The sequence below is a fragment of the Mesorhizobium sp. WSM4989 genome (assembly GCF_029625795.1).
Lineage (GTDB): Bacteria > Pseudomonadota > Alphaproteobacteria > Rhizobiales > Rhizobiaceae > Mesorhizobium.
In genome coordinates this window covers 2,076,064-2,098,269 of the sequence record NZ_JARTVN010000002.1, presented here as the reverse complement: position 1 = coordinate 2,098,269, position 22,206 = coordinate 2,076,064, and the positions used below count along the sequence as shown (strand labels likewise).

21 protein-coding genes are annotated in these 22,206 nt (G+C 63.8%); 19 read left to right on the top strand and 2 right to left on the bottom strand.

Going from position 1 to position 22,206, the window contains the following annotated elements:
- Positions 1–28: 28 nt before the first annotated feature.
- The 14 genes from P9217_RS22950 (at position 29) to P9217_RS22885 (ending at position 12,841) form a co-directional block, all read left to right on the top strand.
- Positions 29–904 (top strand): VOC family protein, encoded by an 876-nt coding sequence (locus P9217_RS22950; protein ID WP_278087599.1) that lies wholly within the window; start codon positions 29–31, stop codon positions 902–904.
- Positions 901–1,743 (top strand): 3-deoxy-8-phosphooctulonate synthase, encoded by an 843-nt coding sequence (kdsA, locus tag P9217_RS22945; RefSeq protein WP_095800693.1) that lies wholly within the window; start codon positions 901–903, stop codon positions 1,741–1,743. The genes P9217_RS22950 and kdsA overlap by 4 nt, the downstream gene beginning before the upstream one ends.
- Before the next feature lie 79 nt (positions 1,744–1,822).
- Positions 1,823–2,188, top strand: a complete 366-nt coding sequence (locus tag P9217_RS22940) for a PRC-barrel domain-containing protein (RefSeq protein WP_066989666.1) — start codon at positions 1,823–1,825, stop codon at positions 2,186–2,188.
- A gap of 391 nt (positions 2,189–2,579) precedes the next feature.
- Complete coding sequence (eno, locus tag P9217_RS22935) at positions 2,580–3,854, top strand: phosphopyruvate hydratase (protein ID WP_066989668.1); 1,275 nt, start codon at positions 2,580–2,582, stop codon at positions 3,852–3,854.
- Positions 3,855–4,021: 167 nt separating this feature from the next.
- On the top strand, positions 4,022–4,345 hold the full coding sequence (locus tag P9217_RS22930) for a septum formation initiator family protein (protein ID WP_066989670.1): 324 nt from the start codon (positions 4,022–4,024) through the stop codon (positions 4,343–4,345).
- A gap of 178 nt (positions 4,346–4,523) precedes the next feature.
- On the top strand, positions 4,524–5,570 hold the full coding sequence (gene pdhA / locus P9217_RS22925; RefSeq protein ID WP_095800695.1) for a pyruvate dehydrogenase (acetyl-transferring) E1 component subunit alpha: 1,047 nt from the start codon (positions 4,524–4,526) through the stop codon (positions 5,568–5,570).
- 13 nt (positions 5,571–5,583) lie between these two features.
- Positions 5,584–6,975 carry a pyruvate dehydrogenase complex E1 component subunit beta gene (locus tag P9217_RS22920; RefSeq protein WP_067321383.1) on the top strand — a complete coding sequence of 464 codons (1,392 nt, stop codon included), beginning with the start codon at positions 5,584–5,586 and terminating at the stop codon, positions 6,973–6,975.
- Between the two features lie 18 nt (positions 6,976–6,993).
- On the top strand, positions 6,994–8,358 hold the full coding sequence (locus tag P9217_RS22915; protein ID WP_278087598.1) for a pyruvate dehydrogenase complex dihydrolipoamide acetyltransferase: 1,365 nt from the start codon (positions 6,994–6,996) through the stop codon (positions 8,356–8,358).
- 16 nt (positions 8,359–8,374) lie between these two features.
- Positions 8,375–8,794, top strand: coding sequence for a hypothetical protein (locus P9217_RS22910; RefSeq protein ID WP_095825433.1), 420 nt, complete (start codon positions 8,375–8,377; stop codon positions 8,792–8,794).
- Positions 8,791–9,429, top strand: coding sequence for an SGNH/GDSL hydrolase family protein (locus P9217_RS22905; RefSeq protein WP_127248196.1), 639 nt, complete (start codon positions 8,791–8,793; stop codon positions 9,427–9,429). The genes P9217_RS22910 and P9217_RS22905 overlap by 4 nt, the downstream gene beginning before the upstream one ends.
- 26 nt (positions 9,430–9,455) lie before the next feature.
- Positions 9,456–10,901, top strand: coding sequence for a dihydrolipoyl dehydrogenase (lpdA, locus tag P9217_RS22900; RefSeq protein WP_278087597.1), 1,446 nt, complete (start codon positions 9,456–9,458; stop codon positions 10,899–10,901).
- 102 nt (positions 10,902–11,003) lie between these two features.
- Entirely contained in the window at positions 11,004–11,261 is a 258-nt protein-coding gene (locus tag P9217_RS22895; protein WP_067321367.1) for a GlsB/YeaQ/YmgE family stress response membrane protein, read from the top strand.
- Between the two features lie 130 nt (positions 11,262–11,391).
- A complete protein-coding gene (gene lipA / locus P9217_RS22890; protein ID WP_066989925.1) occupies positions 11,392–12,357 on the top strand; it encodes a lipoyl synthase in 966 nt (321 codons plus the stop codon).
- Between the two features lie 7 nt (positions 12,358–12,364).
- The gene (locus P9217_RS22885) at positions 12,365–12,841 is read left to right on the top strand and encodes a type II toxin-antitoxin system RatA family toxin (protein WP_066989693.1); all 477 of its coding nucleotides are present in this window, start codon (positions 12,365–12,367) and stop codon (positions 12,839–12,841) included.
- Here P9217_RS22885 and P9217_RS22880 read toward each other — a convergent pair.
- On the bottom strand, positions 12,838–13,320 hold the full coding sequence (locus P9217_RS22880) for a CinA family protein (protein WP_278087596.1): 483 nt from the start codon (positions 13,318–13,320) through the stop codon (positions 12,838–12,840). The genes P9217_RS22885 and P9217_RS22880 overlap by 4 nt on opposite strands.
- Complete coding sequence (locus P9217_RS22875; RefSeq protein WP_278087595.1) at positions 13,317–14,534, bottom strand: bifunctional 2-C-methyl-D-erythritol 4-phosphate cytidylyltransferase/2-C-methyl-D-erythritol 2,4-cyclodiphosphate synthase; 1,218 nt, start codon at positions 14,532–14,534, stop codon at positions 13,317–13,319. Before P9217_RS22875 ends, P9217_RS22880 begins: the two co-directional genes overlap by 4 nt.
- Positions 14,535–14,673: 139 nt before the next feature.
- On the opposite strand from P9217_RS22875, the gene dusB reads away from it, so the two are divergent.
- From dusB to P9217_RS22850, 5 genes are all read left to right on the top strand, one after another.
- Positions 14,674–15,702: a tRNA dihydrouridine synthase DusB gene (gene dusB, locus P9217_RS22870; protein ID WP_278087594.1), complete on the top strand. Its 1,029-nt coding sequence runs from the start codon at positions 14,674–14,676 to the stop codon at positions 15,700–15,702.
- Positions 15,699–16,841 carry a nitrogen regulation protein NR(II) gene (locus P9217_RS22865; protein WP_066989706.1) on the top strand — a complete coding sequence of 381 codons (1,143 nt, stop codon included), beginning with the start codon at positions 15,699–15,701 and terminating at the stop codon, positions 16,839–16,841. Before dusB ends, P9217_RS22865 begins: the two co-directional genes overlap by 4 nt.
- Positions 16,838–18,298, top strand: a complete 1,461-nt coding sequence (gene ntrC, locus P9217_RS22860; RefSeq protein ID WP_066989709.1) for a nitrogen regulation protein NR(I) — start codon at positions 16,838–16,840, stop codon at positions 18,296–18,298. Before P9217_RS22865 ends, ntrC begins: the two co-directional genes overlap by 4 nt.
- A 119-nt stretch (positions 18,299–18,417) precedes the next feature.
- A complete protein-coding gene (locus tag P9217_RS22855; RefSeq protein ID WP_127324963.1) occupies positions 18,418–20,709 on the top strand; it encodes a PAS domain-containing sensor histidine kinase in 2,292 nt (763 codons plus the stop codon).
- A complete protein-coding gene (locus tag P9217_RS22850; RefSeq protein WP_066989715.1) occupies positions 20,699–22,060 on the top strand; it encodes a sigma-54 dependent transcriptional regulator in 1,362 nt (453 codons plus the stop codon). The genes P9217_RS22855 and P9217_RS22850 overlap by 11 nt, the downstream gene beginning before the upstream one ends.
- Positions 22,061–22,206 lie beyond the last annotated feature (146 nt).

Sequence of the window (22,206 nt, the reverse complement as noted above, 5' to 3'; positions counted from 1 at the left end):
TTTCCGCAATGGTGCACACCGCGCCGGCATGACGAAAACTCCGCCCCATCCGCTCGACCATCTCGTTCTGCCCACGCGGAGCCTCCACATTGCAAGGCAGCGCCTCTCGTCGCTCGGCTTCGTCGTCGCCCCGACCGGCGTCCATCCTTTCGGGACCGAGAACGCTTGTGTCTTCTTCACCGACGGCACCTATCTGGAACCGCTGGCCGTCGGCGATGACAAAACGGCCGATCGGGCGATGGGCGAAGGCAACGTCTTCGTCGCGCGCGACCGCCTTTACCGCAGCAGGCTTGACGACGAGGGCTTCTCCGCGGTCGTCTTCGGGACCGCCGATGCAGATGCCGACCACGCGCGCTATGTCGAAGCGGGGCTGTCGGCTGGCAACATGTTGAGCTTTTCGCGCGCCTTCACCGACACCACGGGCAAAAGCGACACGGCATCGTTCAAACTGGCATTCGCGGCCGATAGAAAAGCACCGGACGCCTTCCTGTTCGCCTGCCAGCGCATCAACGCGCCGCAGATCGACCACACCGCACTGCAGGCACATGCCAATGGCGTGACCGGCATCGTTGAGATCGTGGCGGTGAGCGACGAGCCTTCGAGCCAGAGGGGACTGATATCGATCGCTGCCGGCCAGGACGCGAGCGACGGCGACAGGACTGACCTGCCAAACGCGACCCTGGCCGTTCTGACGCCCGACGCTTTTGCCGCACGGTTCGGTGCTTCGGCAGGGCAGCCTTCGGACCTGCGATTTGCGGCCGTCATCTTTGCGGTTCGCAGCGTCGCCGCAGCTACCCAGCTACTTGCGGCAAACGCGATAGAGCACAACATGAGCGACGACGATGTCGTCGTGCCGCCGGCACCCGGTCAGGGCGCGGCCTTCATCTTTCGGGAGATCCCATGAGCGAACCCCTTGCGCCCAATGCCGCGGTAAGCGTCGGCAAGGTGGTTTTCGCCAACAATGCGCCCTTGTCGCTGATCGCAGGCCCCTGTCAACTCGAGTCGCGCCAGCATGCCTTCGACATGGCCGGCGCGCTGAAGGAACTGACCACTAGGCTCGGCATCGGGCTCGTTTACAAGACGAGCTACGACAAGGCCAACCGCACCTCGCTTGGCGGCGCGCGCGGCGCTGGGCTCGAGGCGGCGATGCCGATCTTCGACGATCTGCGCAAGGAGTTCGGACTGGCGGTGCTGACCGACGTCCACACCGAGGAGCAATGCGCATCGGTCGCGCCGCATGTCGATGTGCTGCAGATACCGGCCTTTCTCAGCCGGCAGACGGATTTGCTGATTGCGGCGGCGCGCACCGGCAAGGTGGTGAACGTAAAGAAGGGTCAGTTCCTTGCGCCATGGGACATGAAGAATGTCGTCGCCAAGCTCACCGGTTCCGGCAATGCCAACGTGCTGGTCACCGAGCGCGGCGCCTCCTTCGGCTACAACACACTGGTTTCGGACATGCGAGCGCTGCCGATCATGGCCGAGATCGGCGCGCCGGTCATCTTCGACGCCACCCATTCCGTGCAGCAGCCGGGCGGGCAGGGCGGCTCGACCGGCGGCGAGCGACGCTTCGTCGAGACCCTCGCGCGCGCCGCCGTGGCGATCGGCGTTGCCGGCGTGTTCATCGAAACCCACCAGGATCCGGACAACGCCCCCTCCGACGGCCCCAACATGGTGCCCTTGAAGAATCTTCCCGCATTGCTGGAAAGGCTGATGGCGTTCGATCGGATCGCCAAGAGGCCGTAGCAGGGCAGCTGAAAATCTGGAACCTTCGCCCGCTCCCCTCATTGTCCACAACGGACAATCAAATGAGAGGAGCACAACAATGACCACTCCGTCTGGCCACACCGAAGCCATCGCCGCCTCACGCGTCATCGGCACCTCGGTCTACAACACCGCCGGCGACAGCATCGGCAGCATTGAGGACGTGATGCTCGACAAGATGTCGAACGGGATCATGTTCGCGGTTATCGGCTTCGGCGGCTTCCTCGGCATGGGCGAGAAGTATCACGCCATTCCGTGGGCAAGCCTCGACTATGATGAAAACATGGGCGGCTACGTCGTGCCTTTCACGAAGGAACAGCTCAAGGCGGCACCGGCCTACTCGATCGAGGAATTGACCGGCGCCGATGGTGAAGCGGCCCGCGACGCATCCTTCGAATACTACCACGTGAAGCCTTACTGGCACTGATCGGCCTGAGCGGCTGCTTCCAGAATCGAGAAGGCCCCCGGGTCCGGGGGCCTTCGAGCGTTGAGGAACCTATTCAGCGGTCCGAAGGGTGGATAGCTCCGTGGAGTTCTGCTGAGGCTTCTGGGTTTCGCAGGACGTTAGGAACGCCGCCGCGATCAGGAACAAACTCACGATACCGCTCAACTGAGACATGGCGAAACTCCTCGTGTTTCGCCCCGCGCAAACACGACCATAAATCAGAAGGGCGAGTCGCGCGCATGACTAATGATGACAAAGATTTGCGCTTCGTGAATCTTGTCGCCGGCAATTATTACGGACCGCCCAATTGCCTTTTGCCGGGCTTTGGCTAAGAGGGGCGCGACGCTTCAATCGATCAATCGGGGACATCGCAATGACCGCCATCATCGACATTGTCGGGCGTGAAATCCTGGACAGCCGTGGAAATCCGACCGTCGAGGTCGACGTGGTGCTGGAAGACGGCTCGATGGGCCGCGCCGCCGTTCCGTCGGGCGCCTCGACCGGCGCGCATGAGGCGGTCGAGCTGCGCGACGGCGGGCCGCGCTATCTCGGCAAGGGAGTCCAGGGCGCCGTCGAGGCGGTGAACGGCGAGTTATTCGAGGCGATCGGCGGCATGGAAGCCGAGAACCAGATCCATATCGACCAGACGATGATCGAGCTCGACGGCACTCCGAACAAGAGCCGGCTCGGCGCCAACGCCATCCTCGGCGTGTCGCTGGCGGTGGCCAAGGCCGCCGCCGAGGCCGCCGGGCTGCCGCTCTACCGCTATGTCGGCGGCGCCAAGGCGCACATCCTGCCGGTGCCGATGATGAACATCATCAATGGCGGCGCTCATGCCGACAACCCGATCGACTTTCAGGAATTCATGATCCTGCCGGTCGGCGCGCCGACGCTGCGCGACGGCGTGCGTTGGGGCTCTGAAATCTTCCATACGCTGAGAAAGAAGCTGAAGGATGCCGGCCACAACACCAATGTCGGCGACGAGGGCGGTTTCGCCCCCAACCTGAAGAGCGCGCCGTCGGCCCTCGATTTCATCATGGAATCGATCGAGAAGGCCGGCTTCAAGCCGGGCGAGGACGTGGCGCTCGGCCTCGACTGCGCGGCGACCGAGTTCTTCAAGGACGGCAACTACGTCTATGAGGGCGAGAAGAAGACCCGCGATCCGAAGGCGCAGGCCAAATACCTCGCCAAGCTCGCTTCCGATTATCCGATCGTCACCATCGAGGACGGCCTTGCCGAGGACGATTGGGAGGGCTGGAAATACCTGACCGATCTGATCGGCAAGAAGACCCAATTGGTCGGCGACGATCTGTTCGTCACCAACACGGCGCGACTGCGCGACGGTATCCGCATGGGCGTCGCCAACTCGATCCTGGTCAAGGTCAACCAGATCGGCTCGCTCACCGAAACGCTCGACGCGGTCGAGACCGCGCACAAGGCCGGCTACACCGCCGTCATGTCGCACCGCTCGGGCGAGACCGAGGATTCGACCATTGCCGACCTCGCCGTCGCCACCAACTGCGGGCAGATCAAGACCGGCTCGCTGTCGCGCTCAGACCGCATGGCCAAGTACAACCAGCTCATCCGGATCGAGGAAGAGCTCGGCCGGCAGGCGCGCTACGCCGGCAAGTCGGTGGTCAAGGGCTGATCCGGACAAACTGTCTTGGTTGTTGAAAGAGGCGGAGAGGCGGGTTTCCCCGCCTCTTTTTGTTTCGGCAGGTCTCAGTCCAGCCAGCCGTAACCGTCCATTAAGCACAATCGGGCAAAAAAAGACTCGAACAGCCGCTTGCGCTCGCGGCCGAAAGGGGTCGGGTCATGTGGACACGTCAGCACAAGCAGAGAAACACCGGCAAGCTGATCGTTCCGTCGCTCTGCGTGCTGTTTCTCGCCTATTTCGGCTTCCATGCCTATCACGGTGAGTTCGGCATCTACTCCAAATATCGGCTGCAGGCCCAGGCGGCCGAACTCCAGACTCAGCTCGACGCGGTCAAGGCGCGCCGGATCGACTTCGAACGTCGTGTCCAGCTCATGCATGAAGGCACGCTGGAAAAGGACATGCTTGACGAGCAGGCCCGAAAGGCGCTCAATCTGTCCCATCCAGACGAAATCACCATCATGCTGCCGGCTTCGGCAAAATAACCGAATTTCGGTTAATCAAACTTATTTGCAATGATTCTAATCGCTTAGGATGCATGTCAGCCATGCATTTTTCAGCATGGCGCATTGCACTCTTGCGTGTTAGCCTCGCTCAAATCGGTGGGGAGACGGGTCGCTCTCCCTTGAATGTCCGCGAAGAGACGCCAACAGGGAGTGATGTATGGCCACCGCCGCCAGAAAAGCGCCTGCCAAGTCCAAATCCAGATCCGAGGGCAAATCGTCGGCCCTTTCCACCCCCAAGCCAGCCGACTTCACCAAAGAAGAAGAGCTCTCCGCCTACCGGCACATGCTGCTCATTCGCCGCTTCGAGGAGAAGGCGGGCCAGCTTTACGGCATGGGCTTTATCGGCGGCTTCTGCCACCTCTATATCGGCCAGGAGGCCGTCGTTACCGGCATGAAGATGGCGCTGATCGAGGGCGACCAGATGATCACCGCCTATCGCGACCATGGCCACATGCTGGCGATGGATCTGTCGCCGCGCGGCGTCATGGCCGAGCTCACCGGGCGCCGTGGCGGCCTGTCGAAAGGCAAGGGCGGCTCCATGCACATGTTCTCCAAGGAGAAGCATTTCTATGGCGGCCACGGCATCGTGGGCGCGCAGGTGTCGCTGGGCACAGGCCTGGCCTTCGCCAACCGCTACCGCGACAACAAGAATGTCTCGCTGACCTATTTCGGCGACGGCGCCGCCAACCAGGGCCAGGTCTATGAAAGCTTCAACATGGCCTCGCTGTGGAAGCTGCCGGTAATCTACATCATCGAGAACAATCGCTACGCCATGGGCACATCGGTGTCGCGCTCATCCGCCGAGACCGACTTCTCCAACCGCGGCGCTTCCTTCAAGATTCCCGGCATGCAGGTCGACGGCATGGACGTTCGCGCGGTCAAGGCAGCCGGCGACGTCGCCGCCGAATGGTGCCGCGCCGGCAACGGCCCGCTGATCCTCGAGATGCAGACCTATCGCTATCGCGGGCATTCGATGTCCGACCCGGCGAAGTATCGCTCCAAGGAAGAAGTGCAGAAGATGCGCTCGGAGCACGACCCAATCGAACAGGTCAAGGCGCGCCTGATCGATAAGAGGTGGGCGAGCGAAGACGATCTCAAGGCCATCGACAAGGAGGTCCGCGACATCGTCGCCGACGCCGCCGAATTTGCCCAGCACGACGCCGAGCCGGATCCGTCCGAGCTCTGGACCGACATCGTACTCTAAGGAGGGCACGGACATGCCGATCGAAATTCTCATGCCCGCTCTCTCGCCGACGATGGAAGAGGGCAATCTTTCCAAGTGGTTGAAGAACGAAGGCGACAAGGTCGTCGCCGGCGACGTCATCGCCGAGATCGAGACCGACAAGGCGACGATGGAGGTCGAAGCCGTCGATGAAGGCACGCTCGCCAAGATCGTGGTTCCGGCCGGCACCGAAGGCGTCAAGGTCAACGCGTTGATCGCCGTGCTTGCGGTCGACGGCGAAGACGTCGACAAGGCCGGCGAAGGCATCGGCGAAGAAGAGCCCAAGGCTGAAGCGGCCGCGCCGGCACCGGCGCCCGCCGCGGCCAAAAGCGAGGCGGCTGCGCCTGTCGCCGCCGCGCCGAAGGCGGAAGTCGCGGCCGATCCGGACATCCCTGCCGGCACCGAAATGGTCTCGACCACGGTGCGCGAGGCGCTGCGTGACGCGATGGCCGAGGAAATGCGCCGCGACGGCGATGTCTTCGTCATGGGCGAGGAAGTTGCCGAATACCAGGGCGCCTACAAGATCACGCAAGGCCTGCTGCAGGAGTTCGGGCCGCGCCGCGTCGTCGATACCCCGATCACCGAGCATGGCTTTGCCGGCGTCGGTGTGGGCGCGGCGATGGCAGGCCTGAAGCCGATCGTCGAGTTCATGACCTTCAACTTCGCCATGCAGGCGATCGATCAGATCATCAATTCGGCCGCCAAGACACTCTATATGTCCGGCGGCCAGATGGGCGCGCCGATCGTCTTCCGCGGCCCGAACGGCGCCGCGGCCCGTGTCGCCGCCCAGCACTCGCAGTGCTACGCCGCCTGGTACAGCCACATCCCCGGCCTGAAAGTGGTGATGCCTTACACGGCCGCCGACGCCAAGGGCCTGCTCAAGGCCGCGATCCGCGATCCGAACCCGGTCATCTTCCTCGAGAACGAGATTCTCTACGGCCAGTCCTTCGACGTGCCGAAGCTCGACGATTTCGTGCTGCCGATCGGCAAGGCGCGTGTGCACAAGCAGGGCAGGGACGTCACCCTCGTCTCCTTCGGCATCGGCATGACCTATGCGGTCAAGGCCGAGGCCGAACTGCGCGGCATGGGCCTTGACGCCGAGATCATCGATTTGAGAACCGTCCGTCCGCTCGACTTCGATACCATCATCGCCTCGGTCAAGAAGACCAACCGGCTGGTCGTGGTGGAGGAAGGCTTCCCGCAGAGCTCGGTCGGCGACCACATCGCCAGCCAGGTCTCGCAGCGCGCCTTCGACTTCCTCGATGCGCCGGTCATCACCATCGCCGGCAAGGATGTGCCGATGCCTTACGCGGCGAACCTCGAAAAGCTGGCGTTGCCCAATGTCGGCGAGGTCGTCGAGGCGGTCAAAGCCGTCACCTATCGCTGAGCCGGTCGGGAGGACAACATGCCAATCAACATCACCATGCCGGCTCTCTCGCCCACCATGGAAGAGGGCAATCTCGCCAAGTGGCTGGTCAAGGAAGGCGATCATGTTGCGCCCGGTGACGTGATCGCGGAGATCGAGACCGACAAGGCGACGATGGAAGTCGAAGCGGTCGATGAGGGCACAGTCGCTAAGCTGGTCGTTCCGGCAGGCACCGAAGGCGTCAAGGTCAATGCGGTGATCGCCATTCTGGCAGGCGAAGGCGAGGACGCCGGTGCTGCCGCAAAGAGCGATGGCGGTGCGGCGCCCAAGGCGGAGGCTCCGAAAGCGGACCCTGCGAAGGCCGAGGCGCCCAAGGAAGCGCCGAAGACGGCGGCCGCGCCGGCGAAGGCCGAGCCTGCACCGGTCGCCAACGGCCACGCCGGAGGCGAGCGCGTGTTTGCCTCGCCGCTCGCCCGCCGCATCGCGAAGGATGCCGGCGTCGACGTTTCAGCGCTGGCCGGTTCCGGCCCGCATGGCCGCGTGGTGAAGGCCGATGTCGAGGCGGCGATCGCCTCGGGCGGCGCCAAGGCTGCGCCTGCCGCCAAGGCTCCTGCCGGTGCGCCCGCAGGCGCTCCTGCCCCCGCGCCGAAGCCGATGTCAGACGATCAGGTGCTGAAGCTGTTCGCGGAAGGCTCTTACGAACTCGTTCCGCACGACAATATGCGCAAGACCATTGCGCGCCGGCTGGTCGAGGCCAAGAGCACCATTCCGCATTTCTATCTGACGCTCGACTGCGAGCTCGATGCGCTGCTCGCGCTGCGCACGCAGCTCAACGCCGCGGCCCCAATGCGGAAAACCGAGAAGGGCGAGGTCCCGGCCTACAAGCTCTCGGTCAACGACATGGTGATCAAGGCGATGGCGATGGCGCTGATGGCGGTGCCGGACGCCAACGCCTCCTGGACCGAAAACGCCATGGTCAAGCACAAGCACGCCGATGTCGGCGTCGCCGTGTCGATACCCGGCGGCCTGATCACGCCGATCATCCGCCATGCCGACGAAAAGACGCTGTCCGTCATCTCCAACGAGATGAAGGATCTGGCAAGCCGCGCACGCGGCCGCAAACTGAAGCCCGAAGAGTACCAGGGCGGCACCACGGCCGTGTCCAATCTCGGCATGTTCGGCGTCAAGGATTTTGCCGCCGTTATCAACCCGCCGCACGCCACGATCCTTGCGGTCGGCGCCGGCGAGGAGCGCGCCATCGTGAAGAAAGGCGAGATCAAGATCGCGACCATAATGTCGGTGACGCTGTCGACCGATCACCGCGCCGTCGACGGCGCGCTCGGTGCGGAGCTGCTCAGCGCCTTCAAGCGCATGATCGAAAACCCGATGGGCATGCTGGTGTAAGGAAGGGAAAAAGGCGGTGCGGAATTTCTTCACCAGCCTTTTCGCCTTCATTCTTTCCGGTCTGGCCGGCGTACTTGTCGTTCAAGAGCTGGCGGTCATCACCGGCGCGACAGAGGAATGCATTCTGGTCTTCGCGGCCACGGTGATGATCGTCGTTGTGGTCACGGTCGCCTTCTTCCTCGTTCAATTCCGAGGCAAGCCGGTGCGGGCGCTCGATGGGATGCTGTGGCTGCTGCTTGCGCTTTTCTGTCTCGGGCTGCTGGCGCTGGTGGGCTGGACGTTTTCGGTGCCGGCCGAGAGCCGGGCGACCGCAAATGACCTTTCGATCGTTGCCGGGCTGATCCTGCCGGGCGCAGCGGCGATCATCGTGCAATGGCCGCGCTGGCAACTCAAGCGCTCGTCGGCGGGGTTCGGCAGGGGTGGGGCAAGCGCATGAAGACTATTCTCTGTTACGGCGACTCGCTGACCTGGGGCTACGACGCTGGCAGCCTCGGGCGCCTTGCGCTGGAGGACCGCTGGCCAAGCGTGCTCAAGACGGCGCTGGGCGACGGCATCGAGGTCATCGCCGAAGGGCTGAACGGCCGCACCACTGCCTTTGACGATCACCTCGCCGGTGCCGACCGCAACGGCGCGAGAATGCTGCCGACGATCCTCACGACGCACGCGCCGCTCGACCTGATCATCATCATGTTGGGCGCCAACGACATGAAGCCGTGGATCCACGGCAATCCCGTTGCCGCCAAGCAGGGCATGCAGCGCCTGATCGATATCGTGCGCGGTCACGACTATCCGTTCGACTGGCCGGCTCCGCAGATACTCATTGTCGCGCCGCCCGCGGTGACGCGCACCGAGAATGCCGAATTCAAGGAAATGTTCGCCGGCGGCGATGACGCCTCGAAGCGGCTGGCGCCGCAATATTCCTCGCTTGCCGACGAGGCCGGCTGCGGCTTCTTCGACGCCGGCTCCGTCGCCGTCACCACGCCGCTCGACGGCGTCCATCTCGATGCCGAAAACACGCGGCGGATCGGTCAGGCGCTGGCGCCCCTCGTGCGTGTGATGCTTTCCTTCTAACCCCGAGAAAAATCAGGGAGAAACCCGTGGCTGAGAACTACGACGTCATTATCATCGGCTCAGGCCCCGGCGGCTATGTCACCGCTGTGCGTTCCGCCCAGCTCGGCTTCAAGACGGCGATCGTCGAGCGCGAGCATCTCGGCGGCATCTGCCTCAACTGGGGTTGCATCCCGACCAAGGCGCTGCTGCGCTCGGCGGAGATCATGCACTATTCCGATCACCTCAAGGATTACGGCCTTAAGCTCGACGGCAAGGTCAGCCCCGACACCGCAGCCGTCGTCGACCGCTCGCGAAAGGTGTCTCTCAGGCTGAATGGCGGTGTCGCCTTCCTGATGAAGAAGAACAAGGTCGACGTCATCTGGGGTGAGGCGAAGCTTTCCAAGCCCGGCGAGGTCGTCGTCGCCAAGACCGCCAAGAAGCCGATGGAGCCGCAGCCGCCGGTGCCGAAAGGCGTCAAGAGCGAGGGAACCTATACCGCCAAGCACATTATCCTGGCGACCGGCGCCAGGCCGCGTGCGCTGCCCGGCATCGAGCCGGACGGCAAGCTGATCTGGACCTATTTCGAGGCGATGGTTCCTAAGGAGATGCCGAAATCGCTGCTGGTGATGGGCTCAGGGGCCATCGGCATAGAGTTCGCCTCCTTCTACCGCACCATGGGCGCCGATGTGACCGTGGTCGAGCTTTTGCCGGCGGTGATGCCGGTCGAGGATGCCGAGGTCTCGAAATTCGCGCAGAAACAGTTCGAGAAGCAGGGCATGAAGATCATCCTGGAAGCCAAGGTGACCAAGGTCGAGAAATCAGCCAATTCGGTCACCGCGCATGTCGAGATGAAGGACGGCAAGGTCGAGAAGATCACCGTCGACCGCATGATCTCGGCCGTCGGCGTGCAAGGCAATATCGAGGGCCTCGGCCTCGAGGCGCTTGGCGTCAAGACGGATCGCGGCTGTGTCGTGGTCGACGGCTACGGCAGGACGAACGTGCCGGGCATCTACGCCATCGGCGATGTGGCCGGGCCGCCGATGCTCGCCCACAAGGCCGAGCACGAGGGCGTGATCTGCGTCGAGAAGATCGCCAATATCCCGGGCGTGCACGCCATCGACAAGCTAAAGATCCCGGGCTGCACCTATTGCAGCCCGCAGGTCGCCTCGGTCGGCCTGACCGAAGCGAAGGCCAAGGCCGAGGGCAAGGACATCCGCGTCGGCCGCTTCCAGTTCGGCGCCAACGGCAAAGCCATCGCGCTCGGCGAGGACCAGGGCTTCATCAAGACCATCTTCGACAAGAAGACCGGGCAACTGCTGGGCGCGCATATGATCGGCGCCGAGGTGACCGAGCTCATCCAGGGTTTCGTCGTGGCGATGAACCTGGAGACCACAGAGGAAGAGCTGATGCACACGATCTTCCCGCATCCGACCCTGTCGGAGATGATGAAGGAAAGCGTGCTCGACGCCTATGGCCGCGCTTTGAACGCATGATAGACTGCTCGCGCGAGACTCAGACGCGGCAGCCGGAGGATTCTGAGGGCAAAGCAGTTCGTATCCGGATGCATTTTCACCTGATCAAGGAGGAATTGGCATATGGACGTGAATGGCGTGGGCTGGATAGCAGCCATCATCATCGGAGGCTTGGCCGGATGGCTCGCCGAAATGGTCATGAAGAGCAACACCGGCATCTTCATGAACATCATTTTGGGTATCGTCGGCGCGATCGTTCTGAATGCGATCTTACAGGCTCTCAACATCCAGTCCTTCGGCGCCGGCTGGTTCGCCTATCTCATCACCGGTTTCATCGGCGCCTGCCTGCTGATCTTTGTCGGCCGGCTGGTACGGCGCTGAGCCCCAGCGAAGTCCGTTATGCGAAAATGGCCGTGGCGGCATGCGCCGGCGTAGCCTTTTTCTTTATTCCGAAAAGTCCTAGATGACGCAGACAGGCGGCCGCGACGCGGGCGGCCGCGAAGGGTTCGAAATGGTCACTGTTCTCGACACGATCGCCAATGCGCCGCGCCCGCGGCATCCCGAAAAGGCGCACAGGCCGGACCAGGAAGTGCTGCGCAAGCCGGACTGGATCCGCGTCAAGGCGCCGGTTTCGAAGGGTTACGCCGAGACCCGCGAGATCGTGAAGTCGCACAAGCTGGTAACGGTGTGCGAGGAGGCCGGATGTCCGAACATCGGTGAATGCTGGGACAAGAAGCACGCCACCTTCATGATCATGGGCGAGATCTGCACGCGCGCCTGCGCCTTCTGCAATGTCGCCACCGGCATCCCGACCGCCCTCGACGCGGACGAGCCGGCGCGTGTCGCCCATGCGGTCAAGCAGATGGGCCTCAGCCACGTCGTCATCACATCGGTCGACCGCGACGACCTCGACGACGGCGGCGCGCAGCATTTCGCCGACGTCATCCACGCCATCCGCGCCGCCGCGCCTTCAACGACGATCGAGATCCTGACGCCCGACTTCCTGCGCAAGGACGGCGCGCTTGAGATCGTCGTTGCCGCCAAGCCCGACGTCTTCAACCACAATCTGGAAACCGTGCCGTCGAATTACCTGACGGTGCGGCCCGGCGCCCGCTACTTCCACTCGATCCGGCTGCTGCAGCGCGTGAAAGAACTCGATCCGTCGATCTTCACCAAGTCCGGCATCATGGTTGGCCTCGGCGAGGAGCGGAACGAAGTGCTGCAGCTCATGGATGACCTGCGTTCGGCAAATGTCGACTTCATGACCATCGGCCAATACCTGCAGCCTTCGAAGAAGCACCATCCGGTGATCCGCTTCATCACGCCGGACGAGTTCAAGTCCTTTGAGACGATCGGCAAGACGAAGGGCTTCCTGCTGGTCGCTTCGAGCCCGCTGACGCGCTCCTCGCATCATGCCGGCGAGGATTTCGCCAGGCTGCGCGCGGCGCGCGAGGCGCAGCTCAAGAAGGCCAGCTGACGCTTTCATGCCGAAATTCGAAGCCACCCGCCGCGTCGCCTACACGCCGGAACAGATGTTCGCGCTGGTGGCGGATATCGAGACCTATCCGCAATTCCTGCCGCTCTGCGAGGCGCTGACGGTGCGCTCGCGCAAGGAGCGCGACGGCCGCACCATCCTCGTCGCCGACATGAGCATCGGCTACAAGGCGATCCGCGAGACCTTTACGACCCAGGTGCTGCTCAAGCCCGACGAGAACGCCATCGACGTCAAATACATCGACGGCCCGTTCAAATATCTCAGCAACATCTGGCGCTTCGATCCGGCCGATGGCGGCTGCGAAGTGCATTTCTTCATCGACTACGAATTCAAGAGCCGCATTCTCGGCGCGCTGATGGGCACGATGTTCGATCGCGCCTTCCGCATGTTTTCCGAAGCATTCGAGAAGCGAGCGAACGTGATCTACGGCGCGGCGCAAGGCACGCCTGATCCGCGGATAGCCTAGTCCAGCGCTCGCAGGCCAAGCTGCAGCGCGTGCCGGACCGTCTGGTGGCGGATAAATTCCCGCCCCTTATGACCAAACAGCTGGCGCTCGACGACGACCGGCTGGCCGGCAAATGCTATCCCGAACCAGACGAGACCCACCGGCTTTTCCGACGAGCCGCCGCTCGGGCCGGCAATTCCGGTGACGGCAAGGGAGAGGCTCGCGCGCGAATGCGTCAGCGCGCCCGCCGCCATCTCCCTGACCGTCTCACCAGAGACCGCGCCATGCGCCTCAAGCGTCGCCGCGGAGACGCCGAGCATCTCCATCTTGGCTTCGTTGGAGTAGGTGATGAAACCGCGATCGACCACCGCGGAAGAGCCGGCAATGTCGGTCAGTGCTGCAATGATCAGACCGCCGGTGCAGCTCTCGGCCGTAGCCAGCATGATGCTGCGCTGCTGACAAGCCTGGAGCAGGGCGTTGACTAATTCCGCGTTGCTCATGCCGGCACGTCTCCCGGATAGACGACGCTGGCGGTCGCGATCGCCGCAATGCCTTCGCCGCGCCCGACAAAGCCGAGCTTCTCGTTGGTCGTCGCTTTGATGGAAACGCGTTCCGGCGCAATCCCGAGCATCGCCGCCAGCGCCGCCGTCATCGCCTCGCGATGCGGCCCCACCCGCGGCGCCTCGCAGATCAGCGTGATATCGGCATTGGCGATGCGCCCGCCGCGCTCGCGCACCAGCGTCGCCGCATGCTCGACGAAGATTTTCGAGGCAACGCCCTTCCATTGCGGGTCCGACGGCGGGAAATGCGTGCCGATGTCGCCGGCGCCGCAGGTGGCGAGCAACGCATCGGTGAGCGCATGAAGCCCGACATCGGCGTCCGAATGGCCGGAGAGTTTCCGGTCATAGGGGATAGTGACCCCGCACAGAGTGACATGGTCGCCCGCTTCGAACGCGTGCACATCGTAGCCATTGCCGGTGCGGATGTCCGGAAAGCGCGGCAGCGCATTTGAGAGCCGCTGGTCGGCCATCGCGATATCCCTTGCCCAGGTGAGCTTGATGTTGTCCGGCGAGCCCTGGATGATCTTGACCGGAATATGCGCCCATTCGGCGATCGCCGCGTCGTCGGTGAACTCGCTTTTGCCGAGATGATGCGCCTTCTCGTGCGCGGCCAGCAACGGCCAGAACGGGAAGCCTTGCGGTGTCTGCGCCGCGTGCAGGCCGGCCCTTGACACCGTCTCCTCGATCATGCCCTCGGCCGATTCCCGCTTGAGCGTGTCGGCGACGGGCAGCGCCGGCAGGGCGCCCTGGCGCTCGCCGATGGCCTCGATGGTTCGGTCGATGAGCCCATGATCGACGAACGGGCGCACCGCGTCATGCACCAGCACCTTTGCCGGCCCCTGCTCCCTCAGAGCCAAAAGTCCCAGCCGGACGGAAGCCTGGCGGGACGGACCGCCCGTGACGACGAGGGCGCGCGCGGCATTACCTCTTGCCGCGCGCTCGAACAGCTCGCGGTCGTCGGCATGGATCGCCACCACCACTGGCCCGACGGCTGGATGGGACAGGAATCTTTCCAGCGTATGCGCAATGACGGCGCGTCCGCCGATGCGCTGATACTGCTTCGGCCCCTCGGCCTGTCCGGCACGGGCGCCGCGGCCGGCGGCGACAATGACCACGCCGACCTTGCCGTCCGGTTTTTCACTTGTGTCAGTCATGGCGAGAGGCTTAGTCGCGGCTGGCAGGGAAGGCCAGCATTTTCCAAAATGCGCCTTAATGTGACGTCATTGCGCGTTGCACAATGGCTTGCTTCTGGCTACACAATGTGCAGCAATCGAACATGCTTGGTTTTTGTGCATGCCTGAATTGACCACATTGGCTTCGCCGCTCGACGTCGGCGGCGTAAGGATACGCAACCGCGTGTTCCTGGCGCCGATGTCCGGCATCACCGACGAGCCGTTCCGTCGGCGTGCGCATGCGCATGGTGCCGGGCTGGTGGTGTCGGAAATGGTGGCGAGCGGCGAACTGGCCAAGGGCAGGGCCGGCTGCGATCTGCGCATCCGCCATTCCGGACTGCCCGTCCATATGGTGCAGCTTGCTGGCCGCGAGGCAGCGCACATGGCCGAGGGCGCGCGAATCGCGGCGGGCGAGGGCGCCGACATCATCGACATCAACATGGGCTGCCCGGCAAAGAAGGTGACGGGCGGCTATGCCGGCTCCGCGCTGATGCGCGATCTCGATCACGCGCTCTCGCTGATCGAGGCGGTGGTCGGTGCGGTCTCGGTGCCGGTGACGGTCAAGATGCGGCTCGGCTGGGACGAAAGCGCGCTCAACGCGCCGATGTTGGCGCGCCGCGCCGAGCTGGCTGGCGTGCGCATGGTGACCGTCCACGGCCGCACGCGCTGCCAGTTCTATCAGGGTAAGGCCGATTGGCGTGCCATTGCGCGCGTCAAGGAAGCGGTCTCGATCCCGGTGGTGGCCAATGGCGATGTCGGCTCGCCGGAAGCGGCTGCGACGATCCTGGATCAATCAGGCGCCGACGCGGTGATGATCGGCCGTGCCCATTACGGCGCGCCGTGGACCGCCGGCAGCATCGCGGCAGCCGCCGCTGGCATGTCTGCAACCGATATTCCCGAAACGTCCAAGAGGCTTGCTGACTACGTGGTTGCGCATTACGAGGACATGCTCTCGCTCTACGGCGTCGAAAGCGGGCTCCGCCAGGCGCGCAAGCATCTCGGCTGGTATCTGGACAGGCACGCGACTCGTGCTTCGGCGGAACGGCGCAAGCACATCCTCACTTCCTTCGAGCCGGCTGAAGTGATCGCCGGGCTGCGCCAAACCTTTACCGAAAGCGCGGCATCGCCAGAATTGCGGAGCGCGGCATGAATACGAACCTCCCACAGCCGGCCGACACCGCGGATGCCGCCAATATCGTGCTGAACACCATTCGCCGCCCGGTGATCATGGTCGATGCCGACGGCTTCATCACCTTCGCCAACGCGGATGCAGAGGATTTCTTCCGCTCCAGCGCGACCATGCTGGCGCGCAACACGTTGTCCAAGCTGGTCCCGTTCGGCAGTCCGCTGCTCACCTTGGTCGACCAGGTGCGCGAGCGCCGCGCGCCGGTCAACGAATACCGCGTCGACGTCTCTTCGCCGCGCCTCGGCATCGAGAAGATGGTCGACCTCTACGTCGCCCCGGTGCCGGAGTTTCCCGGCTCGGTCGTGGTGATGTTCCAGGAACGGTCGATGGCCGACAAGATCGACCGGCAGATGACACATCGGGGTGCCGCCCGTTCTGTCACCGGCCTGGCGGCCATGCTGGCGCATGAGATAAAGAACCCGCTCTCCGGCATCCGCGGCGCGGCGCAACTGCTCGAGCTCTCGGCCTCCGACGAGGACCGTGCCCTCACCCGGTTGATAACCGACGAGACCGACCGCATCGTGTCGCTGGTCGACCGCATGGAAGTGTTTTCCGACGAGCGGCCGATCGAGCGCTTTCCCGTCAACATCCATGTCGTTCTGGATCATGTGAAAGCGATCGCCAAGAACGGCTTTGCAAAAAAAATCAAGATCTTGGAGGAATATGATCCATCGCTTCCTCCAGTCTATGCGAACCGTGACCAGCTGATCCAGGTGTTCCTCAACCTAGTCAAGAACGCCGCGGAGGCGATCGGCGCCGACCCGCAGGGCGAGATCGTGCTGTCGACGGCTTTCCGGCCCGGCATCCGCGTTTCCGTGCCGGGAACGCAAGACCGCGTCTCGCTGCCGCTGGAATTCTGCGTGCACGACAACGGCCCCGGTGTTTCCGAGGACATCCTGCCGATCCTCTTCGATCCGTTCATCACCACCAAACCGAACGGCTCGGGCCTCGGGCTGGCGCTGGTCGCCAAAATTGTCGGCGAGCACGGCGGCATCATCGAATGCGATTCGACGCAGCGTGGAACCACTTTCCGCGTCTTGATGCCGGCCTGGAAGGACACTTTGCCCAACGCCGGCGACGAAGCTGAAGGAGACCGCAAATGACCGTTCGCGGCAATATCCTCGTCGCCGACGACGATGCGGCGATCCGAACCGTGCTCAACCAGGCGCTGTCGCGCGTCGGCCATGAAGTGCGCGTGACTTCGAACGCCTCGACGCTGTGGCGCTGGGTGGCTGCCGGCGAGGGCGACCTCGTCATCACCGATGTGGTGATGCCGGACGAGAACGCCTTCGACATGCTGCCGCGCATCAAGAAGGCGCGACCCGAGCTGCCGGTCATCGTCATGAGCGCGCAGAACACTTTCATGACCGCCATCCGCGCCTCCGAGACCGGCGCCTACGAGTATCTGCCGAAGCCCTTCGATCTGACCGAGCTGCTCAACATCGTCAACCGCGCGCTTGCAGAGCCGAAGCGGCCGAAGCTGGATTCCCGCGCCGACGATCAGCCGGAGACGATGCCGCTGGTCGGCCGCTCGGCCGCCATGCAGGACATCTACCGCATGCTGGCCCGCATGATGCAGACCGACCTGACGGTGATGATCAGCGGCGAATCCGGCACCGGCAAGGAGCTGGTAGCGCGCGCGCTGCACGAATACGGCCGCCGCCGCGGCGGGCCTTTCGTGGCCATCAACATGGCCGCGATCCCGCGCGACCTGATCGAATCGGAACTGTTCGGCCATGAGAAGGGCGCCTTCACCGGCGCGCAGAACCGCTCCACCGGCCGCTTCGAGCAGGCCGAAGGCGGCACGCTGTTCCTCGACGAGATCGGCGACATGCCGATGGAGGCGCAGACGCGCCTGCTGCGCGTGCTACAGCAGGGCGAATACACGACCGTCGGCGGCCGCACGCCGATCAAGACCGACGTGCGCATCGTCGCCGCCACCAACAAGGATTTGCGGACCTTGATCAACCAGGGCCTGTTCCGCGAGGACCTGTTCTACCGCCTGAACGTCGTGCCGCTGCGACTTCCGGCGTTGCGAGAGCGTTCTGAAGACGTGCCTGACCTTGTCCGGCATTTCTTCAAGCAGGGCGCCAGCGAAGGCCTGCAGACCAAGCGCATTTCCGCCGGTGGCATCGAGCTGATGAAGCGCTATCCCTGGCCCGGCAATGTGCGCGAGCTGGAAAATCTGGTGCGCAGGCTCGCCGCGCTCTATTCGCAGGACGAGATTTCGGCCGAGATCATCGAGGCCGAACTGAAGACCGGCGAGCGATCTGTCGTGCCGGACGGCGGCGCGCTGATCCCCGACGACCTGTCGATCGGCCAGGCGGTCGAGCATTTCCTGCAGCGCTATTTCGCGTCCTTCGCCGGCGACCTGCCGCCCTCCGGGCTCTACCAGCGCATCCTCGCCGAGGTCGAATATCCGCTGGTGCTGGCTTCGATGACCGCGACACGCGGCAACCAGATCAAGGCGGCCGAGCTTCTGGGCCTCAACCGCAACACGCTGCGCAAGAAGATCCGCGAGCTTGGCGTCAACGTCTACAAGGCCGCCAGGCAGCCCTGACTTTGCCTTCACTTTTGGGGATTAAGTCGGGGAAAGATTTCCGTCCCGGCCACACTTGTTGCATAATCGCCACAATGCGTTGCATACATCCGACGCAATGACCGACTCTAGACGGCGATATGGCTGCTGAGGCTCCGACACTGAACCAACCGCTTTTCAGCCGGGCCGGCGTTCGCGACGGCCGCCGGCTGCTGGCGTTGCCCGGCGTGGTCGCGATCGTCGGCGCCATGATCACCGCAGCGATCTCGTTTGCAATCCTTGTCGGTGCGACCCCGATCGCGCCGAATGCAAACGCCACCTGGGCGTTGATCGCGCTCAACGCCGTCTTCGTCCTCTTCCTGATCGCTCTGATCAGCCGCGAGATCCGCCGCATCGTCATGGCCCGCAGGCACGGCCGTGCAGCATCGCGGCTGCATGTGCGCATCGTCGCCATGTTCGCGCTGGTCGCCGCGATCCCGGCGATCATGGTCGCGATAATCGCCTCGATCACGCTCGATATCGGCCTCGACCGCTGGTTCGAGATCCGCACCAAAACGATCGTCAATTCGTCGCTGTCGATCGCCGATGCCTATGTCCAGGAAAATGCCCGCAACCTGCAGGGCACGACCCTGTCGATGGCCTACGATCTCGATGCCTCGCGCACGCTCTACGGGCTCGACCGCACCGGCTTCCTCGACCTCATGAACAAGGAGGCCGTCGGCCGCGGACTGGCGCATGCGGCGCTGATCAAGCCTGACGGCTCCTTCGTCATGAGCGCCAAAACCGACGCCGACTTCGCCATGCCGGAGCCGCCCCCTGGCGCGGTCAACACGGCCGCCGACGGCAAGCCGGTGCTGATCGAGCCGCGCACCCGCAACATCATGGGCGCCATTGTCAAGTTGCGCGAGATCGAAGGTCTTTATCTCTACACGATCCGGCTCGTCGACCCGGACGTTATCAAGGCGCGGCAGATCGTTCGGTCGAACACCGACGAGTATCGCGGACTGGAAGAGAACCGTCGCACTTCGCAAGTCGCGTTCGCGCTGCCCTATCTGTCGCTGACCCTGATCGTCATCCTGTCGGCGATCTGGACCGGCATCGCCGTGGCGGATCGAATTGTCCGGCCGATCCGCCAGCTGATCGGCGCGGCCGACGAGGTGGCGACGGGCAATCTCGACGTCGCCGTCCCCGTGCGTCAATCGGACGGCGACGTCGCTTCGCTCGGCGAGACCTTCAACAACATGATCCTCGAGCTCAAATCGCAGCGCAACGAGCTGCTGTCGGCCAAAGACCTGATCGACGAGCGGCGGCGGTTCTCGGAGGCGGTGCTGGCCGGCGTGACCGCAGGGGTCATCGGCGTTGATCCCTACGGCGTCATTACCATCGCCAATCGCTCGGCCGAAACGATGCTGGCGATCTCGGCGAGTGCCGCGCTCGGACAGAACCTCTCCGCCATCCTGCCGCATGTCGGTCGCGTCTTCGAGATCGGGCGCCAATCCGGCAAGCCGGTCTATCGCGAGCAGGTGACTTTCTTCCGCGCCGGCATGGAACGGACTTTCAATGTCCAGGTCACCGTCGAGGCCGGAGACGACGGCTCGGAGGAAAAATCCTATGTCGTCACCATCGACGACATCACCGATCTCGTGCAGGCGCAGCGGTCCTCGGCCTGGGCCGATGTGGCGCGGCGCATTGCCCATGAGATCAAGAATCCACTGACGCCCATCCAGCTCTCGGCCGAGCGCATCAGGCGCCGTTACGGCAAGGTCATCACCGAGGACCGTGAAGTCTTCGATCAGTGCACCGACACCATCATCCGTCAGGTCGAGGACATCGGCCGCATGGTCGACGAATTCTCGGCCTTCGCCCGCATGCCGAAGCCGGAGATGAAGGTGATAGACCTGCGCGAGTCGCTGCGCGAGGCTTCGTTCCTGGTGGAAGTCAGCCGCTCCGACATTGCTTTCCAGCGTGATTTCGGCAACGAGCCGCTCAAGGGAACGTTCGACAGCCGCCTGATGGCGCAGGCCTTCGGCAACGTCATCAAAAACGCCGCCGAGGCCATCGACGGACTTGATGCGCAAGACCGTTCCGACGGCACAATCCGGATTCAAGCCGGGCGCCAAGATGGCGCCATAAGAATCGATGTTATCGACAACGGCAAAGGGCTGCCGCGCGAGAATCGGCAGCGACTGCTCGAGCCCTACATGACGACGCGCGAAAAAGGCACTGGCCTTGGCCTCGCTATCGTCAAGAAGATCGTGGAGGACCATGGCGGCCGGCTCGAATTGCACGACGCGCCGCCCGATTTCCACGGCGGCCGGGGCGCGATGATCTCGATCATCCTGCCGCCGGCGGCGGTCGTCGCCGCGCCGCCACGCGGCGAAGGCCGCGACGAACACGAACGAGAAACTGAAAAGGTCGGTAATGGCGTCTGACATTCTCATCGTCGATGACGAGGAAGACATCCGCGAACTGGTCGCCGGTATCCTGAGCGACGAAGGTCACGAAACCCGCACGGCACACGATGCCGACAGCGCGCTGGCGGCGATTGCCGATCGCGCGCCACGGCTGATTTTCCTCGACATCTGGCTGCAGGGCTCGCGCCTCGACGGCCTGGCGCTGCTCGACGAGATCAAGACGATGCATCCGAACATGCCGGTGGTGATGATCTCCGGCCACGGCAACATCGAAACGGCGGTGTCGGCCATCCGGCGTGGCGCCTATGATTTCATCGAGAAGCCGTTCAAGGCCGACCGTCTCATCCTGATCGCCGAGCGCGCGCTGGAAACTTCGAAATTGCGGCGCGAGGTCTCCGACCTCAAGCTGCGCAGCGGCGAGACCTTCGACCTGATCGGCATGTCGTCAGCGATGAGCCAACTGCGGCAGACCATCGAGCGTGTCGCACCCACCAACAGCCGCATCATGATCATCGGTCCGTCGGGTTCCGGCAAGGAACTGACGGCGCGCGCCATCCACGCGCTGTCGGCGCGCAAGAACGGGCCGTTCGTGACGCTGAGCGCCGCCACCATCACGCCGGAACGTATGGAGATCGAGCTGTTCGGCACCGAATCGAACGGCACCGAACGCAAGGTCGGCGCGCTGGAGGAGGCGCATCGCGGCATCCTCTACATCGACGAGGTCGCCGACATGCCGCGCGAGACGCAGAACAAGATTCTGCGCGTGCTGGTCGAGCAGCAGTTCGAGCGGGTAGGGGGCACAAAGCGGGTCAAGGTCGACGTCCGCATCATCTCCTCCACAGCGCAAAACCTGGAGGCCATGATTGCCGATGGCCGCTTCCGCGAGGACCTCTATCATCGCTTGGCGGTGGTCCCCGTCACTGTGCCGGGTCTCGCCGAACGGCGAGAGGATATTCCGTATCTCGTCGACAATTTCATGAAGCAGATCGCGCGTCAGGCCGGTATCAAGCCGCGCCGCATCGGTGACGACGCGCTGGCCGTGCTGCAGGCACACAACTGGCCGGGGAACGTGCGCCAGCTGCGCAACAATGTCGAGCGGCTGATGATCCTGGCGCGAGGCGGAGACGTCGACGCCCCGATCACCGCTGACCTTCTGCCCTCCGAGATCGGCGACGTCATGCCGCGCACCCCCAACCAGTCGGACCAGCACATCATGGCGCTGCCGCTGCGCGAGGCGCGCGAGCAATTCGAGAAGGACTATCTGATCGCCCAGATCAACCGCTTCGGCGGCAACATCTCGAAGACGGCCGAGTTCATCGGCATGGAGCGATCAGCCTTGCACCGCAAGCTGAAGTCGCTGGGCGTGTAAAGGCAATCCAGGAAAAGTGTGCAGCGCCGGTTGGGGTCGGCGGCTTCGCCGTACCATTCCGTCTGGAATTGCCCAACGCCGGCTGGCCCACGCGATTGTTCATTACGGCAGCGGCGGAATCGCTTAAGAGAGCCGGACATTTCCCT